The sequence below is a fragment of the Pseudomonas sp. EA_105y_Pfl2_R69 genome, assembly GCF_963970915.1.
Lineage (GTDB): Bacteria > Pseudomonadota > Gammaproteobacteria > Pseudomonadales > Pseudomonadaceae > Aquipseudomonas.
In genome coordinates this window covers 54,412-72,256 of the sequence record NZ_CAXAOO010000006.1, presented here as the reverse complement: position 1 = coordinate 72,256, position 17,845 = coordinate 54,412, and the positions used below count along the sequence as shown (strand labels likewise).

Below are 17,845 nucleotides of genomic sequence, written 5' to 3'. Positions count from 1 at the left end.
GTGCCGGCTTTTGGTGCGCGTGGTTGTGCTGTTGCTTCTGTGGATTCTGACCAGCAGGTCGTTTTGTGACCGCTGGTCCGTTACCTTGGTTTACTTCCTCGCGTAGCAGGTGACAATCGCTCACCCCGGTAGTGCTACCGAAATGCCCAAACGCCCAGCCAGTGGGCGTTTGCGGTCGCAAACGGAATGCTCATGTCGCTCCTGCCAAAGGCCTATGGCACGGGTCTTGGATAAATTTCTTTATTTATATTGGACGTCCAAACAATTTAGGCACGACCTTTGCGTTGTGTTTTGCGTCGACCTGGGCTGCCAGGATCACAAAAAAAAGAGCCTCGCCATAAGGGCTCAACACCGTGTTTTGCTAAGCGTGAGGGTTCCACTAAATGTCACAGTTCAACCAAGGGGCACAGCCCCAGAACCGTGTTCCCCAGTCCATCGGTTTTCTCCTGCTGGACAATTTCACCCTGATTTCCCTGGCATCGGCGGTGGAGCCCCTGCGCATGGCCAATCAGCTCTCCGGCAAGGAGCTGTATCGCTGGCACACCCTGACCCAGAGCGGTCAGCCGGTAAACGCCAGCGACGGTCTGCAGATCACCCCGGACGCCAGCCTGGCGACTGCGCCGCGTCTGGATGTGGTGATCGTCTGCGGCGGTGTGGATATCCAGCACAGCGTGACCCGCGAGCATGTGCAGTGGCTGCAGAGCCAGGCGCGCCATGGTGCCCAGTTGGGCGCGGTGTGTACCGGCAGCTGGGCGCTGGCCAAGGCCGGACTGCTCGATGGCTACGACTGCAGCGTGCACTGGGAGTTTCTCGCCGCCATGCAGGAGGCTTTCCCGCGTGCGGCCGTGAGCACCCGGCTGTTCTCCATCGACCGCAATCGCCACACCAGCTCCGGCGGCACCGCGCCGATGGATATGATGCTGCACGTGATCGGCCGCGAGCATGGTCGCGAACTGGCCGCGGCGATCTCCGAGATGTTTATCTACGAGCGTATTCGCAACGAGCAGGACCACCAGCGCGTGCCGCTCAAGCATATGCTCGGCACCAATCAGCCGAAGCTGCAGGAAATCGTCGCGCTGATGGAAGCCAACCTGGAAGAGCCCATCGACCTCGATCAGCTTGCTCTGTATGTCGACGTATCACGGCGTCAGCTCGAGCGCCTGTTCCAGAAATACCTGCACTGCTCGCCGTCGCGCTACTACCTCAAGCTACGGCTGATCCGCGCGCGCCAGTTGCTCAAGCAAACCAGCATGTCGATCATCGAAGTGGCTTCGGTGTGCGGCTTCGTCTCCACCCCGCACTTCTCCAAGTGTTACCGCGAATACTTCGGCATCCCGCCGCGCGACGAGCGCGCCGGTCAGAGCGGCGTCAGCGTGGTGGCACTGGTACCTATGCCGGAAGACCTGATGCGCCCCTCCAGCTCGACGGCTCTGGCTGCATTGACCCGTGCTCAGGGCGAGTCGACCTTTGCCAGTGTGCGGCTGTAGGTTCAGCGGCCGCTAGGCGAGCAATAAAAAGGGGCGCTTTAAGCGCCCATTTTTATTGCCTGCGATCCCTAGGGTGCGCCGCGCGCACCTCGCTGTGTTAGCCGCTGTCCAGGGCCATTGCCGCGTGATTGGTGCGCACGGCGCACCCTACAGATGGTATGCGTGCGGAGCCCCTAGCGGGGAGGACGGACATGGCGCAGCCTTGTCCGCCAGGGCTTAGCGCGGCACCAGTGCCGGCAACAGGGTGCGCGAGATAGCTTCGCGCACATTCGGCAGCAGGGTGGCGCTGCCACCCAGCAGCTCTTCCACCAGCCGGCGCAGGGCCTGTGCCCGGTCCGGGCTGAGGCCGTTGACCGCCAGCTCACAGGCCTGTTCGGCGCTGACTCCGGAGGGGATCGACAGGCCCAGTGCCACCAGGCGTTCGCGTAGATCTTCCTGATCGATCAGGTCGGCATGCATCATGGTCAAATCCTCCAGTGGTGCTGATGTAGGGTGACGGCGGCGTCTATCGCAGCACGCCTTCTTCCAGCAGTAGCTTGAAGATAGCCTCGGCCCCGGCTTGCGGCGATACATCTTTGAGCACTTGCCCACCGCCGCCGGAAGCCTTGGCCGTGGCGGCCTTCATCCGTTCGGCACCGGTCTTGGCCTTGATCACCTTGAGTCGTTTGGGCCTGGGCTTGGCTGGCTGCAACTGTGCGTTGGCAAATAATGGATCGGCGACCAACTCCACCTCTTCGGCGCTCAACAGGCCACGCCGGGCCGGGCCAAATGCGCTCTGCCGGGCAGTCGGTGCCGCGTTATCGACACAGGCGACAAACGGCAGGCGCACCTGCAGACGTCGCCGCTGACCGCGCGGCAGCGCCTGCAGCACCTGGGCCATGCCGTTGCTGACCTGCTCCACTGCCGCCAGGCCCACCACCAGTGGCCAGCCGAGCTGTTCCGCCAGCAGAAAAGGCAGCATGCCGGAGCCTTCGCCGGTTTCCGCCTGACTGCCGGTCAATACCAGCTGTGCGTTGGAATCGGCCAGGTAGTCCACCAGCACCGGCAGCGCATCGCTTTTGGCCGGCTGCTCCAGCACCTTGATCTGTTCAAGGCCCATGCCCAGGTAGGCACGCAGTGCTTCCTGCTGTGGATCGCCGGCGTGCAGCACCTGCAGGCGCTCGCCGGCCAGGCTCAGGCCCAGCTCGACCGCACGGGCATCCTGTTCGGCGCGGCGTGGCCGCCCGGAGGTTGGGTGGGCACCCACGGAAACCAGGGCGATGATATTCAAGTCAGTCATGGGAACGCTCCGTAGGCTGGAAGACGCTGTGTTCTTCCACCATCGCGGTGTGGTCGTTGCTGCTGGGTGGGTGAAGCGTCATCCACCCTGCGGGCTGTTTATGCGGCATCACGTGCGCCTCCTTGCCGATGGGCGGCGACCCGTTCGATCAGCGCCTGCAGAATGGCTGCGGACTCGCCGATCACCGAGAGGTCGGCGCGTTTAATCATGTCGCAGGTCGGGTCGAGGTTGATCGCCACCACCTTGTCACAGGCTCCGATACCTTGCAGGTGCTGAATAGCCCCGCTAATCCCCACGGCCACGTAGACCCGCGCGGTGACCCAGATGCCGGACGCGCCGACCTGGCGCTCGCGGCCCATAAAGCCATCGTCCACCGCCACCCGCGAGGCACCTTCGGTCGCCCCCAATGCGGCGGCGGCCTGGTGGAACAGTGTCCAGTCCTTGACCCCGTTACCGCCGGAGAGGATGAACTCGGCCTCGGCCATGGGAATCTGCGCCGGATCGACCGCCACCGCGCCGAGGTCCTGAATCCGTGGCAAGTGGCTGACCAGGGCTTCGCTGAGCGCCAGGGGGCGCACCTCATGGCGCGTCTCGCTGACCGGCTCGGCGCATTCCACCGCCGCCAGGATCAGCCGTGGCGCTTGCTGCACCAGGTCTTCACGGCCGGCCCCGGCACGCCCGCTGGCGATACCATCGGCCACCTGCCAGACCCGCGTCGCCGGGCGCTCACCGAGCTTGGCGGCCAGTCGCCGACCCAGCTCGCCGCCACCTGTACGGCTGTCCGGCAGCAACCAGTGGCGCGGAGCCAGTTGCCGTTCCACCGCGCCCAGGGCCAGCACCCGGGCTTCCGGGGCGTAACCGTCGAAGCCTTCGGCGTCGAATTGCAGCAGGCGATCGATGCCGTTGCAGTCGAAGGCGCTTTCCTTATGTTCACCGAACACCACGGCCAGCACGGCACCCTCGGCCCCGGCGAGCTTGTGCGCCAGGCCGAGCAGGTCCTTGTCGTGGGCGCTGAGGCGGCCACCGACCATATCCGGCACCACGGCGATATAAAACGCCGGCTGTTCGATGGTATGCAGCGGCAACTGCACCACGGCGCTGGCCGCGCTGCGCTTCTGGCTGCCACCCTGCTGACTGCCGGAGCGGTCGATACGTTTGAGCCCGTTGGGGCCGATAAAGCCCACCGCATGGGGGTTCTTGCGGATCACCCCATTGGGGCCCATCCAGCTGGATTCGACCTTCTGCAACGCGGCATGCAGTGGGTGCAGGCGGTTGCGGGCGATCCATTCGGCCCGTGGGTCACGGCGGATAATGTCGCTCATTTCAAACCCCCTAGCGAATAACTGCCACTACCCTCACCCCTACGCCGGGTGCCCCCGGCCCCTCTCCCGGAGGGAGAGGGGAGGCAAGCGGAACCGCAGTAGCTCGGTATGTTCTGCATCACTGCACCTCCACCATCTTGGGTTTGGCCGGGGCGGGCTGCTTGGCCTCGACCGCGCCTTCGATCAGCACATCGGCCACCAGCTCGGCAATATCCTTGACCTCGGGACGTACGCCGACCACGCCTTCGAGCATGGCGGTGCACTGCGGGCAGCCGACGGCGACCAGCTCGGCACCGGTCTCCTTGATGTCGACCATGCGCATATCGGGAATCCGCTGCTTGCCGGGAATATCGGTGATCGGCGCGCCGCCGCCACCGCCACAGCAACGCGAGCGGAAGCCCGAGCGCTCCATCTCCTTGACCTCGATGCCGATGGCCTTGAGCACGGAGCGTGGTGCTTCGTACTCGCCGTTATAGCGGCCCAGGTAGCAGGGGTCGTGATAGGTCACGCTGCCGCCTTTGTGTTGGCCAAGGTTGAGCTTCTGGCCGCTGATCAATCGCTCCATATAGGTGCTGTGGTGCAGCACCTGGTAGCGGCCGCCCAGCTCGCCGTACTCGTTCTTCAGCACATGGAAACTGTGCGGGTCGCAGGAGACGATGGTGTTGAACTGGTACTTGGCCAGGGTGGCGATATTGCGTTTGGCCAGCAGCTGGAAGGTCGCTTCATCGCCGAGGCGGCGGGCCACGTCGCCACTGTCGCGCTCTTCCAGGCCGAGCACGGCAAAGTCGACATTGGCGGCTTTCAATACTTTGACAAAGGCGCGCAGGGTGCGCTGATTGCGCATATCGAAGGCACCGTCGCCAACCCAGAACAGTACATCGGCGCTGCCCTTGTCGGCCATAAGCGGCAGGTTCAGGTCCGCCGCCCAGTTCAGTCGTCCGCCGGGGGCGAAGCCGCCGGGGTTGTCGGTGGCGATCAGGTTGTCCAGCACCTCGGCACCCTTGTTCGGCGTCGCGCCTTTTTCCAGGGTCAGGTGGCGGCGCATATCGACGATGGCATCGACGTGCTCGATCATCATCGGGCATTCCTCGACGCAGGCGCGGCAGGTGGTGCACGACCACAGCGTTTCGGCGTCGACCAGGGCCTTGCCTTGCAGATTGACGATGGGCAGGTGCGGGCCGCCGCTATGCTCGCCAATCGGCTTGCCAGGGTAGGGGCTGCCGGCGAAATTGGCATCGCTGCCGCCGGCCAGGCCGACCACCATGTCCTGGATCAGCTTTTTCGGATTCAGCGGCTGGCCGGCGGCGAAGGCCGGGCAGGCTGCCTCGCACTTGCCGCATTGTACGCAGGCGTCGAAGCCGAGCAGCTGGTTCCAGGTAAAGTCTGCGGGCTTTTCCACCCCCAGCGGAGCCTGGGGATCATCCAGGTTCAGCGCCTTCAGCCCGGTCGAGCGACCGCCACCAAAGCGCTCGCTGCGGCGGTGCCAGGCCAGGTGCAGGGCTCCGGCAAAGGCGTGCTTCATCGGTCCGCCCCAGGTCATGCCGAAGAACATCTCGGACACGCCCCAGGCCACGCCAACGGCCAGCACCACGGCGAGAATCCAGCCGCCGAAACCTTCCGGCAGGATTCCGGCCACCGGCAGGGTGGCGATAAAGAAGCTCACCGAGAACATCAGCAGGCTTTTCGGCAGGCGCATCCACGGGCCTTTCGACAGCCGCGAAGGCGGGTCGAGGCGGCGCTTGGCGACAAACAGCGCGCCGCCAAACATCAGCGCGCAGGCCGCCAGCAGGGCGAAACCGAGAATACGGCTGTGCAGGCCGAAACCGTGCACGAGAATCGCCAGCACAGCGGCCAGGACAAAACCGCCGGCCGTGGCGACGTGGGTGTTGGCGATATATTTGTCGCGGGCCACCACATGGTGCAGATCGACCATATAACGCCGCGGCATGGCCAGCAGACCGCCCAGCCAATCGACTCGGCTAGGACGGCCACGACGCCACATCAGAAAGCGCTTGCCAGCGCCGAGCACGGCCAGGCCGAGTGCGGCGAACAGCAGAATGGGGAGTAGGGTGTTCAACATCATCTGGTCTCCTTAGAGGGACCGCATATTCAAGGCAGAACGGCAGCGTAGGATGGGTTGAGCGCAGCGATACCCATGCTGTCTCGGTGACGCCGATGGGTATCGCCAGGCTCAACCCATCCTACGAATGTGATCGCGGCCAAGGCCGCTCCTAAAAATCAGCCTTAAAAGTCTTTACACAGGCGCAGCGCGTCGTAGATCGCCGCGTGGGTGTTGCGCTGGGCCACACAGTCACCGATGCGGAACAGCAAGTAACCGTCGCCGGCTTCACTGAGGCAAGGCTGCGGCTGGATCGCGAACAGCGCTTCCACGTCGATCTGGCCCTTGTTGCGCGAGCCTTCCTTGAGCGCGTAGTAGAGGGTTTCGTCCGGACGCACGCCGTTTTCCACCACCACCTGGTCGACCACTCGCTCCTCTTTCGCGCCGGTGTATTCGTTCTCCAGCACCGCCACCAGTTTGTCGCCCTCGCGGTAGACCTTTTCCAGCATCAGGTCGCCGGTCATGATCACTTCCTTGGGATACAGGCTGCGGTAGTAGGTGGGGAAACTGGTGCCGCCGACAGCCACGCCGGGCTTGATATCGTCGGTGACGATTTCCACTTTCGCGCCTTTATCGGCGATAAAGTCGGCCACCGACATACCGGTGAACTCGCAGATGGTGTCGTATACCAGCACGTTGTTGCCCGGTGCGACCTTGCCGTCGAGGATGTCCCAGCTACTGACCACCAGGCCTTCTTCCGCGCCCCAGTGCTCGTTCTGCTCGAGGAATGGATGACCGCCATTGGCCAGCACCACGATATCCGGGCGCAGGTCGAGGATGCTGGCCTGGTCGGCACCAGTGCCCAGACGCAGGTCGATGTTCAGGCGCGCCAGTTCCAGCTGGAACCAGCGAGTAATGCCGGCCATCTGGTCGCGCTGCGGGGCCTTGGACGCCGTGGTGATCTGCCCGCCGAGGCTGTCCTTCTTCTCGAACAGGGTGACGTCGTGGCCACGCTCGGCTGCGACGCGCGCCGCCTCCATCCCAGCCGGGCCACCGCCGACGATCACCACCTTGCGCTTCGGTCCGGTGGTTTTTTCGATGATATGCGGCAGGCCCATGTATTCACGGGACGTAGCGGCGTTCTGGATGCACAGCACGTCCAGACCCTGGTACTGACGGTCGATGCAGTAGTTGGCACCGACGCACTGCTTGATCTGGTCGACCTGGCCCATCTTGATCTTGGCGATCAGGTGCGGGTCGGCGATGTGCGCGCGGGTCATGCCGACCATGTCCACATAGCCGCCTTCGAGGATGCGTGTGGCCTGGTTCGGGTCCTTGATGTTCTGCGCGTGCAGCACCGGTACCTTGACCACTTCCTTGATCCCGGCCGCCAGGTGCAGGAACGGCTCCGGCGGGTAGCTCATGTTCGGAATGACGTTGGCCAGGGTGTTGTGGGTGTCGCAGCCCGAGCCGACCACGCCGATAAAGTCGAGCATGCCGGTGTCGTCGTAGTACTTGGCGATCTGCTTCATGTCCTCATGGGACAGGCCGTCCGGGTGGAACTCGTCGCCGGTGATGCGCATGCCGACGCAGAAGTCGTCGCCGACTTCCTTGCGTACGGCCTTGAGCACTTCCAGGCCGAACTTCATCCGGCCTTCGAAGGTGCCGCCCCATTCGTCGGTACGCTTGTTCACCCGCGGCGACCAGAACTGGTCGATCATGTGCTGGTGCACGGCGGACAGTTCGACGCCATCCAGGCCGCCTTCTTTGGCCCGGCGCGCGGCTTGCGCGTAGTTGCCAATGACGCGCCAGATTTCTTCTGGCTCGATGGTTTTGCAGGTGGCGCGGTGCACCGGTTCGCGGACGCCCGACGGCGACATCAGAGTCGGCCAGTTGAAGCCGTCCCAGCGCGAACGACGACCCATATGGGTAATCTGGATCATGATCTTGGCACCATGCTTGTGCATGGCGTCGGCCAGGTTCTGGAAGTGCGGGATGATCCGGTCGGTCGACAGGTTGACCGAACTCCACCACTCCTGCGGGCTGTCGATGGCCACTACCGAGGAGCCGCCGCAGATCGCCAGGCCGATACCGCCCTTGGCCTTCTCTTCGTAATACTTGACGTAACGCTCGGTGGTCATGCCGCCGTCGGTGGCGTACACCTCGGCGTGGGCGGTGCTGAGCACGCGGTTACGGATGGTCAGTTTGCCGATCTGAATCGGCTGGAACATTGCTTCGAAAGCCATTGCGGCACCCTCACGGAAAGCGGCCTAGCGTTACTTCGTGGGAGGTGCTTTAGCGGCGATGATGTCGCGGCTGAAGCCTCTCCCACGCACGGTTGTTTTTTTAGAGCGGTTGGACGCGGAACAGGCCATGGTCGTGGCCTTCCTGCGACTCGCCGTAGACCTGTTCGGCACGGGTACGGATGCTGCTGCCCTGGGCCTGGAGAATCTGGTCCATGGCACCGGCGAACCAGCCGGTGAACATATAGTCGACCATGCGCCCACACTGGCCGTAGACATAGACGAAGGCGGAATGGTCCAGGCGCACCTCGCAGGTGCCGGCGTCGAGGTCGATCGCCTGGGTCTTGAACAGCCCCCAGCCGCGTTGCGACAGGCGCTTCATATAGTGCTCGAACACCGCCACGCCTTGCAGGCCATGGCACTCGGCCTCCTTCTCACACCAGTGCCAGGCGGACTTGTAGCCGGCCTTGTAGAGAATCTCGGCATAGGCCTCGGCACCCAGGACTTCCTCGATGCCGATATGGTTGTTGACGAAGAAATGCCGCGGCACGTAGAGCATCGGCAGGGCATCGGTGGTCCAGACGCCGGTTTCGTCGTCGACCTGAATCGGCATTTCGGGTGCGTGTGTGGCCATGTGTTCAGTACTCCAGTGTTCGTTTTGTGCGATTGGCCGGGCGGTGCCCGGCTGGATAAAAAGTTGCCATGAATGCCAGTGGCAGCCGGAGCGCGCGGCTATCGGTGCGCGCGGTAGGCTCCGCCGCTATTCGTCATTCGCCCCAGACGTCGGCCAGGACCCGTACCCAGTTCTCGCCCATGACCTTGCGCACCACGCGCTCGGGCATGCCGCGCTTGAGCAGGGTTTCGGTGAGGTTGGGGAATTCGCCGACGGTGCGGATGCCCAGCGGGTTGACGATCTTGCCGAAGTTGGTCAGACGGCGGGCGTAGCCCTTGTCGTGGGTCAGGTATTCGAAGAAGTCCTGGCCATGACCCTGGGTGAAGTCGGTGCCGATGCCGATGGCGTCTTCGCCGACCAGGTTCATCACGTACTCGATGGCCTCGGCGTAGTCGTCGATGGTCGAGTCGATGCCCTTGGCCAGGAAGGGGGCGAACATGGTCACGCCGACGAAACCGCCGTGGTCGGCGATAAATTTCAGCTCTTCATCGGACTTGTTGCGCGGGTGCTCTTTCAGGCCGGACGGCAGGCAGTGGGAATAGCACACCGGCTTTTTCGATTCGAGAATGACTTCTTCGGAAGTCTTGGAACCGACGTGGGACAGGTCGCACATGATGCCGACGCGATTCATCTCGGCGACGATCTCGCGACCGAAACCGGACAGGCCGCCGTCGCGCTCGTAGCAGCCGGTGCCGACCAGGTTCTGGGTGTTGTAGCACATCTGCACGATGCCCACGCCGAGCTGCTTGAACACCTCGACATAGCCGATCTGGTCTTCGAACGCGTGGGCGTTCTGGAAGCCGAAGAGGATGCCGGTCTTGCCCTGCGCCTTGGCGGCGCGAATGTCGGCGGTGGTGCGCACCGGCATCACCAGGTCGCTGTTGTCGCGGATCAGCTTCTGGCTGGCGGCGATATTGTTCACCGTGGCCTGGAAGCCTTCCCACACCGAGACGGTGCAGTTGGCGGCGGTCAGGCCACCCTTGCGCATGTCCTCGAACAGTTCGCGGTTCCACTTGGCGATGATCAGGCCATCGATAACGATGCTGTCGGCGTGCAATTCGGCTGGGCTCATCAGGCAGTCCCCTCTTTAAAGGTGAATAGTCGTGCGGCGACGCCTTCCTGATGCCTTTCTCCCTGCGGGAGAAGGTGGCGCGAAGCGCCGGATAAGGGAGGCGGACATGCCGCGTAGGTGTTTGTCAGTCGGGGTGCCTCGCGCGGCATGCCCGTTAGCTGTATCGCCAAACCCATTGTTGGCGCTTTGGATTGAGCATATCCCCGAGGGCCTGGGCAGCCCGGTGTAAAAACGACTGGGGTATTGCCGAAAGCGTCAAAGCCGAGTCGCGTGTGGATATGTCGCTGGGCAGGGGCGGGCGGGCAATGCGGGTGGGGCTTTTGCGGGAGGGGCTTTAGCCGCGACGGTGCCAGCGTCGCGGTTGAGGGTTGGGCCCCGTCCCTGCCACTCAGGTCGTGGTCGTCGGATGCTCGTGGCGGTCCTGGCTGGGGCAGGTGGCGAAGCGCGCGCGGTAGCAGCGGGAGAAGTACGAGGAGGACTCGAAGCCGCAGGCCAGGCCGACTTCCAGCACATTCATATCGGTCTGGCGCAGCAGTTGGCGGGCCTTGTCCAGGCGCAGGGCGAGGTAAAAGCTTGATGGGGTTTCGCGTAGATGATGGCGGAACAATCGCTCCAGCTGGCGCGGCGTCACCTTGATCAGCTCGGCCAGGGCCTGGGAGCTGAGCGGCTGTTCGTTGTGGCGCTGCATTTCGCCGATCACCTGCACCAGCTTCTTGTTGTGCACGTCATAGCGACTGGCGATCTGCATGCGCTGATGATCCTGACGCGCGCGGATGCGGCCGAGGACGAACTGCTCGGACACTGCCAATGCCAGTTCCTCGCCATGTGCACGGCCGATCAGGGTCAGCATCAGGTCGAGGCTGGCGGTGCCGCCGGCACTGGTGATGCGCCGGCCGTCGATCTCGAACAGTTCCTGGGTCACCGCCAGGCGCGGGTAGCGCTCGCGAAAGGCCTCGATGGCTTCCCAGTGCAGGGTCAGGCGCTGCCTGGCGAACAGTCCGGCCTCGGCCAGAATAAAACTGCCGGTGTCGATAGCGCCGAGTACCGCGCCTTCATGCTCGACCCGATGCAGCCAGTGCGACAGGCGCTGGTCGAAGGTCGCCAGGGGCTCGAAGCCGGCGACCACGAACAGGCTGTCGCCGGCGGCTGGCAGTTGCAGGGCTCCGTCGACGTTCAGCGACATGCCGTTGCTGGCGGCCACCGCCGCGCCTTCCAGGCTGAGCAAGTGCCAGCGGTAGAGCTCGCCGCGAAAGCGATTGGCCACGCGCAACGGCTCGATGGCGGCCATCAGGCCCATCATGGAAAAGCCGGGCAGCAGGAGAAACCACAGGGTCTGGGGCATGCAGATCGTTCCGCCGGGTTAGGGATTATCGGCCCATTCACTAAAAGGTATCGCTGCGGCCATGGCAAGCAAGAGGGTCGCTTCAATTCAACAGATAGTCGCTTTAGTGCGTTTCCCGCCCACAAACGCTGGGTAATCTGGCTTCATCGGGCAGTGAAACCCGACAACCAGAGGCCGCCGAGCCTCTACACAGAATAAAAAAACATAACCGTACTGGTTGGAGAGTCGAATCGATGAAAGCGCTCAAGGTATTCGCTGGCTGCTGTTTGCTCGGTGTGTTCAGTTCCTCGCTGCTGGCCGCCGAGGACGCCAGTTGCCAGAAGACCCGCATTGGCGTGGTCGGCTGGACCGATGTGGTCGCCACCAGTGCGGTCGCGGCAACCCTGCTCGAGGGCCTGGGTTACCAGACCAAGCAGATCACCGCCTCGCAACAGATCATTTTCTCCGGCATCGACAAGCAGCAGATCGATTTCTTCCTCGGCTACTGGAAGCCGGCAATGGACAGCAATATCAAGCCCTTCCTCGACAAGGGCCAGGTCAAGGTGTTCGCCGAGCCCAGCCTGAAGGACGCCATCGCCACCCTGGCGGTGCCCAGCTACGCCGCCGAACAGGGCTTGCGTAGCTTTGCCGACATCGCCAGGTTCAAGCAGCAGCTGGGCGGCAAGATCTACGGCATCGAGCCGGGGACCGGGGCCAACGACAATATCCAGAAGATGATCGACAGCAACCAGTTCGGCCTCGGCGATTTCAAGTTGATCGAGTCCAGCGAGGCGGCGATGCTCGCCGCGGTCGGCCGGGCCACCACGCGCAAGGAGCCGATCGTGTTCGTCGGCTGGAAGCCGCACCCGATGAATATCCAGGTGCAGATGACCTACCTGACCGGCAGTGAGGGCGTGTTCGGGGCCAACGAGGGGGCGGCCACGGTATCCACCGTGACCGCGCCGAACTATGCCGAGCGTTGCCCCAACGTCCATCGTCTGCTGACCAATCTGGCCTTTACCGCCGAGCAGGAGAGTCAGTTGATGGAGCCGATCATGGCCCGCGAAGACGCCAAGACGGTGGCGCGCAAGTGGCTCAAGGACAACCCGCAGGTGCTGCGCCGCTTCCTTGATGGCGTCACCAGCGTCGATGGCCGCAGCGGCACCGACAGCGTTCTCGCCGTCCTGCAGTAACCCAGCCCATTGGAGTGATAGGTGCGCCACACGGCGCACGACCTCCGCTTGCCCCAAAGAAGGATGCAACAACCATGAACCATGAAGTCATCGTCACCTGTGCGGTGACCGGTGCCGGCGACACCGTCGGCCGGCACCCGGCCATCCCGGTCACGCCCAAGCAGATCGCCGCCGCTGCCATCGAGGCCGCCAAGGCCGGTGCCACTGTCGCCCACTGCCATGTGCGCGACCCGCAGACCGGCAAGCCGAGCCGCGATGTGGCGCTGTACCGCGAGCTGGTCGAGCGCATCCGCGAGAGCGACACCGACGTGATCATCAACCTCACCGCCGGCATGGGCGGCGACCTGGAGATCGGCCGCGGCGAACAGCCCCTGGAATTCGGTGCCGGCAGCGACCTGGTCGGGCCGCTGACGCGCCTGGCCCATGTCGAGGAGCTGCTGCCGGAAATCTGCACCCTCGACTGCGGCACCCTGAACTTCGGCGACGGCGACTTTATCTACGTCTCCACCCCGGCTCAGCTGCGTGCCGGTGCCCGACGCATCACCGAACTGGGGGTCAAGGCCGAGCTGGAGATCTTCGACACCGGCCACCTCTGGTTCGCCAAGCAGCTGATCAGTGAGGGCCTGCTGGAAGACCCGCTGATCCAGCTGTGCCTGGGCATCCCCTGGGGCGCGCCGGCCGACACCACGAGCATGAAAGCCATGGCCGACAACCTGCCGCCGGGCATCACCTGGGCCGGTTTCGGCATCGGCCGGTCACAGATGCCGATGGTCGCCCAGGCCATGCTGCTGGGCGGCAACGTGCGGGTCGGCCTGGAGGACAACCTCTGGCTGGACCGTGGCGTACCCGCCAGCAATGGCCAGTTGGTCGAGCGCGCCATCGAGATCATCGAACGCCTCGGCGGCCGCGCCCTGAGCCCGGCCGAGGGGCGGGAAAAGATGAAGCTCAAGCGCCGCGGTTGATGCATTGCTCCTACAAGCACCCGTAAACCCTAGCCCGGATGCAATCCTGGGTCGATTGAATTGCCAACCCCGGATTGCATCCGGGCTACAGGAGCGACCATGCCCTTTGTCACCGAATTGAAGACCTTCGCCGCCCTCGGCACCGGCGTGATCGGCGCGGGCTGGATCGCCCGCGCCCTGGCCCACGGCCTCGATGTGATCGCCTGGGACCCGGCCCCTGATACCGAAGCAGCGCTGCGCACGCGCATCGCCAACGCCTGGCCAGCCCTGGAGAAACAGGGCCTGGCCCCTGGTGCTTCGTCGCAGCGTCTGCGCTTTGTCGACAGCATCGAGGAGTGCGTGCGCGACGCCGACTTTATCCAGGAGAGCGCGCCGGAGCGCCTCGAACTCAAGTGCGAGCTACACGCCCGAATCAGCCTGGCAGCGCGGCCGGATGTGCTGATCGCCTCCAGCACCTCGGGGCTGCTGCCCAGCGAGTTTTATGCCGATGCCGTGCGGCCCGAACGCTGCGTGGTCGGTCACCCGTTCAACCCGGTCTACCTGCTGCCGCTGGTGGAGGTGGTGGGCGGCCAGCACACCGCGCCGCAGGCGGTGCAGGCGGCGATCCGGGTCTACGAGTCGCTGGGCATGCGCCCGCTGCACGTGCGCAAGGAAGTGCCGGGCTTTATTGCCGATCGCCTGCTCGAAGCGCTGTGGCGCGAGGCGCTGCACCTGGTCAACGACGGCGTGGCCAGCACCGGTGAAATCGACGACGCGATTCGTTTCGGTGCCGGCCTGCGCTGGTCCTTTATGGGCAGCTTTCTCACCTACACTCTGGCTGGCGGCGATGCCGGCATGCGCCACTTTATGGCCCAGTTCGGCCCGGCGCTGAAACTGCCCTGGACCCATCTGCAGGCACCCGAGCTGACCGAGGGGCTGATCGACGCGGTGGTCGAAGGCACTGCCGAACAGCAGGGCAGCCGCAGCCTCGCCGAGCTGGAGCGCTACCGCGACGACTGCCTGCTGGCGGTGCTCGGTGCGATCGGAGAGACCAAGCGCAAGCACGGTTTCGATTTCGCCGAGTGAACTCACTCGCCCCCGCTCCTACACTGAATTGTCACGTCTTGCCCCGAGGTTGCTCCACCATGCTCACCCCTTATCGCACCAGCGTCCTGCCCGAGTGGGTCGACTACAACGGCCACCTGCGCGACGCCTTCTACCTGCTGATCTTCAGCCATGCCACCGATGCGCTGATGGACCAGCTGGGTCTGGATGAAGCGGGCCGGGCGCGCAGCGGCCACACCCTGTACACCCTGGAATGCCACCTCAACTACCTGGCCGAGGTCAAGCAAGGCGCGGCGGTCGAGGTGCATACCCAGTTGCTCGCCCATGACGGCAAACGCCTGCATATCCACCACGATCTGCGCCGCCCAGGTGAGGCCGTCAGTCTGGCGCAGAGCGAGCAGATGCTGATCAATATCGACAGTGCGCTAGGCCGCTCTGCGCCCTTCGACCCGCAAGTGCTGGCGCGGGTGCAGGCCCTGGGCGAGGCCCACCGCGGTCTGCCGCAACCTGCCTGCGTCGGCCGACTGATCGCCCTGCCGCCCGCCAGGGCGTAGATCTGGATCCGCGCGCTACGGGCACCTGAGCGTGCCCGTATGGAGGACCGATGCCCGAGTCTTACCCCTTGTCCGCGCAGATGGCGGCTTTCGTTGCCGAGAGCCAGAGGTACGTTGCCGCGGACAGTTCGCTGGCGGCGCAGCGCGCCGCCTATGGGGCATTGTGCCGGGCGTTCAGCCGGGAGCGCCCGGCCGGGTTGAGGGTCAACGACCTGCAACTCGCCGGGGTTGCAGTGCGCCGCTATCTACCTGGCGCGCCAGCACCCGCTGCTGGCTGGCCGTGCCTGCTGTACCTGCATGGCGGTGGCTGGATGCTCGGCGACCTCGACTCCCACGACTTTATCTGTGCCTATCTGGCGCGACACCTGGGGCTGGTGGTCGTGGCCGTGGCCTATCGGTTGGCCCCCGAGCAGCCTTTTCCCGCGGCCCTGGAGGACTGCCTGGGCGTCTGGCGGGCCCTGCGCGCCGGTCACCTCGATGTCCCCCTGGCGCAGGCCCGGCTGGCAGTGGCCGGCGACAGCGCCGGCGGCAATCTTGCGGTGGCCCTGTGCCTGGCCCTGCGCGCGACGGGGCAGCGCCAACCTTGCGCCCAGGCACTGGTCTATCCGATCCTGAGCGCGCAGGCCTTGCCTTCGCACCAGCGTTGCGCCGATGCGCCCCTGCTGAGCCGCGCCGAGCTGCAGGCCTGCCTGGATATCTACCTGGCGAACCCCGAGCAACAGCAGAACCCCTTGGCGCTGCCCCTGGCGGCCAGCGATTTCGTCGGCCTGGCCCCGGCCTTTGTCGCCGCCGCCGAGTTCGATCTTTTGCGCGATGACGCCGCCCGCTACGCCGAACGCCTGGCGCTCGATGGGGTGCCGGTGCTGTTCGAGCCGGGGCCGGGCCTGGTTCACGGCTGTCTGCGTGGGCTGGGACGGGTGGCCGAGGTGGACCGCCTGTACCAACGTCTGTGCGCCTGGCTGGCCACGGCAGTCTGAAGGGGCCAAAATTCGTAGGGTGCGCTGTGCGCGCCAGGGCAGGCTGTAGGCCGCAGGCAATGGCTACAGGGCAAAAAAAAGCCCCTGCCCGGGGTATCCGGCAGGGGCCAAAAAAGACCCTCGAGGTGGGTCTCAGTGTGTCGGGGTGTCCTTGGGCGGGCGCGCTCGCCGGCCAGCGGCGAGGCCGTAGAGCGTCAGTCCGATCAGCAGCATCAGGCCCCAGGGCATAGGCGTTACTCCATGCCGACCTGGCGCAGATAGGCCGCAGGCTCTGCGCCCAGGTTGTTCAGCACGCGCTCGCTGTACCAGTCGATAAAGTTGACCACGCCGAACTCGTAGGTCTTCGAGTAGGGGCCGGGTTGATAGGCGGTGGAGTTGATGCCGCGCTGGTTCTCTTCGGCCAGGCGACGGTCCTGGTCATTGGTGGCGTCCCATACCTGACGCAGGCGCGCTACGTCGTAGTCGACGCCTTCCACGGCGTCCTTGTGCACTATCCACTTGGTGGTGACCATGGTTTCCTGGGCGCTGATCGGCCACACGGTGAAGACGATCAGGTGATCGCCCATGCAGTGGTTCCACGAATGCGGCAGATGGAGGATGCGCATGGAGCCGAGGTCGGGGTTCTGGATGCGGCCCATGAGTTTCTTGCTGCCTTGCTTGCCATCCATGGTCATGGACACTGTGCCCTTGAGCAGCGGCATGCGCACGATGCGGTTGCGCAGGCCGAAGCTGGCGTGGGCGTAAGGGATCTTCTCGGCGTCCCACTTGGCGGCGGACACGGCGACGTGATCCTTGAACGCCTGGCTGGCGCGCGGGTCGGTGACGTCGTCCCACTCCAGCAGGGTGTTGAGCAGTTCCGGGTGCGCGCCATTGCAGTGGTAGCACTCGCGGTTGTTCTCGAGCACCAGCTTCCAGTTGGCCTTTTCCACCAGGGTGGACTGCACCGCCACCTTGGTGTTTTCCATGTCGTAGGGCTCCATATAGTGAGCCAGGGTGCTGAGGAAATCGTCGATGGCCGGCGGGTTTTCCGCCAGGGAGATAAAGATATAGCCGCCGGCGACCTTGCAGTTGACTGGCTTGAGGCTGTAGTCCTTGAGGTCGAAATCCGCACCCATTTCGGTGCCGGCGAACAGCAGGCGTCCATCCAGTTCGTAGGTCCACTGGTGGTAGGGGCAAACCAGCTTGGCCACCTTGCCCTTGTCGCTGGTGCACAGGCGCGAGCCGCGATGGCGGCAGACGTTATGGAAGGCATGCACCACGCCATCGGCACCGCGGATCACCATGATCGGGTTGTCGCCGAGCTGCAGGGTGAGGAAGTTGCCCTTGGCCGGGATCTCGCAGGTCATGCCGGCGATCAGCCATTCCTTGTGGAAGATCTCCTGCATATCGATCTGGAACAGCCGCTCGTCATTGTAGAACGGCTGCGGCAGGGAGAAGGTGCGCTCGCGGTTCTGCAGCATCTCGGCGGTGGCCTTGCGTGCGGGGTCCAGCGGGTCGCCCAGGCTCAGGGTAGAAGTAGCGTCCATCGGTGACTCCTCAATGGCGACTCGCGGTGCGAGTGGCCGCAAAAAGTGGCTAATCGGTTATCTGGTCTGACGACGCATTGCGACTCTCATCGCTGCGCCAGCAGCCCCTCACGCAAGGTGGCGTCATTGCCTC

General features: G+C 64.4%; 15 protein-coding genes. 6 read left to right on the top strand and 9 right to left on the bottom strand.

The genetic code is table 11. The features are described 5' to 3' along the window. Positions 1-383: 383 nt before the first annotated feature. The gene (locus AACY13_RS16955) at positions 384-1,487 is read left to right on the top strand and encodes a GlxA family transcriptional regulator (protein ID WP_339462758.1); all 1,104 of its coding nucleotides are present in this window, start codon (positions 384-386) and stop codon (positions 1,485-1,487) included. Between the two features lie 216 nt (positions 1,488-1,703). On the opposite strand, the gene AACY13_RS16950 is transcribed toward AACY13_RS16955, so the two are convergent. The 8 genes from AACY13_RS16950 to AACY13_RS16915 form a co-directional block, all read right to left on the bottom strand. Beyond that, complete coding sequence (locus AACY13_RS16950; RefSeq protein WP_339462757.1) at positions 1,704-1,949, bottom strand: hypothetical protein; 246 nt, start codon at positions 1,947-1,949, stop codon at positions 1,704-1,706. Positions 1,950-1,992: 43 nt separating this feature from the next. Then, on the bottom strand, positions 1,993-2,766 hold the full coding sequence (etfB, locus tag AACY13_RS16945; RefSeq protein WP_339462756.1) for an electron transfer flavoprotein subunit beta: 774 nt from the start codon (positions 2,764-2,766) through the stop codon (positions 1,993-1,995). 98 nt (positions 2,767-2,864) lie between these two features. After that, entirely contained in the window at positions 2,865-4,088 is a 1,224-nt protein-coding gene (etfA, locus tag AACY13_RS16940; protein WP_339462755.1) for an electron transfer flavoprotein subunit alpha, read from the bottom strand. Positions 4,089-4,206: 118 nt separating this feature from the next. Next, positions 4,207-6,168 carry a dimethylglycine demethylation protein DgcB gene (dgcB, locus tag AACY13_RS16935; RefSeq protein WP_339462754.1) on the bottom strand — a complete coding sequence of 654 codons (1,962 nt, stop codon included), beginning with the start codon at positions 6,166-6,168 and terminating at the stop codon, positions 4,207-4,209. Positions 6,169-6,332: 164 nt separating this feature from the next. Beyond that, complete coding sequence (dgcA, locus tag AACY13_RS16930) at positions 6,333-8,393, bottom strand: dimethylglycine demethylation protein DgcA (RefSeq protein ID WP_339462753.1); 2,061 nt, start codon at positions 8,391-8,393, stop codon at positions 6,333-6,335. A 100-nt stretch (positions 8,394-8,493) separates the two neighbouring features. Then, entirely contained in the window at positions 8,494-9,024 is a 531-nt protein-coding gene (locus AACY13_RS16925; protein WP_339462752.1) for a DUF5943 domain-containing protein, read from the bottom strand. Positions 9,025-9,157: 133 nt separating this feature from the next. Next, positions 9,158-10,135, bottom strand: coding sequence for a dipeptidase (locus tag AACY13_RS16920; RefSeq protein WP_339462751.1), 978 nt, complete (start codon positions 10,133-10,135; stop codon positions 9,158-9,160). A 388-nt stretch (positions 10,136-10,523) separates the two neighbouring features. After that, a complete protein-coding gene (locus tag AACY13_RS16915) occupies positions 10,524-11,477 on the bottom strand; it encodes a GlxA family transcriptional regulator (protein WP_339462750.1) in 954 nt (317 codons plus the stop codon). Positions 11,478-11,710: 233 nt separating this feature from the next. Here AACY13_RS16915 and choX point away from each other — a divergent pair, with 233 nt between their 5' ends. The 5 genes from choX (at position 11,711) to AACY13_RS16890 (ending at position 16,186) form a co-directional block, all read left to right on the top strand. Beyond that, positions 11,711-12,649: a choline ABC transporter substrate-binding protein gene (gene choX / locus AACY13_RS16910; protein ID WP_339462749.1), complete on the top strand. Its 939-nt coding sequence runs from the start codon at positions 11,711-11,713 to the stop codon at positions 12,647-12,649. 74 nt (positions 12,650-12,723) lie between these two features. Beyond that, positions 12,724-13,611, top strand: coding sequence for a 3-keto-5-aminohexanoate cleavage protein (locus tag AACY13_RS16905; protein ID WP_339462748.1), 888 nt, complete (start codon positions 12,724-12,726; stop codon positions 13,609-13,611). Positions 13,612-13,710: 99 nt separating this feature from the next. Further along, entirely contained in the window at positions 13,711-14,676 is a 966-nt protein-coding gene (locus tag AACY13_RS16900; RefSeq protein ID WP_339462747.1) for an L-carnitine dehydrogenase, read from the top strand. Positions 14,677-14,735: 59 nt separating this feature from the next. Then, entirely contained in the window at positions 14,736-15,209 is a 474-nt protein-coding gene (locus tag AACY13_RS16895; RefSeq protein WP_339462746.1) for a thioesterase family protein, read from the top strand. Positions 15,210-15,259: 50 nt separating this feature from the next. Continuing rightward, positions 15,260-16,186 (top strand): alpha/beta hydrolase, encoded by a 927-nt coding sequence (locus AACY13_RS16890; RefSeq protein ID WP_339462745.1) that lies wholly within the window; start codon positions 15,260-15,262, stop codon positions 16,184-16,186. Positions 16,187-16,419: 233 nt separating this feature from the next. On the opposite strand, the gene gbcA is transcribed toward AACY13_RS16890, so the two are convergent. Continuing rightward, on the bottom strand, positions 16,420-17,712 hold the full coding sequence (gene gbcA / locus AACY13_RS16885) for a glycine-betaine demethylase subunit GbcA (RefSeq protein WP_339462744.1): 1,293 nt from the start codon (positions 17,710-17,712) through the stop codon (positions 16,420-16,422). Between the last annotated feature and the right edge of the window lie 133 nt (positions 17,713-17,845).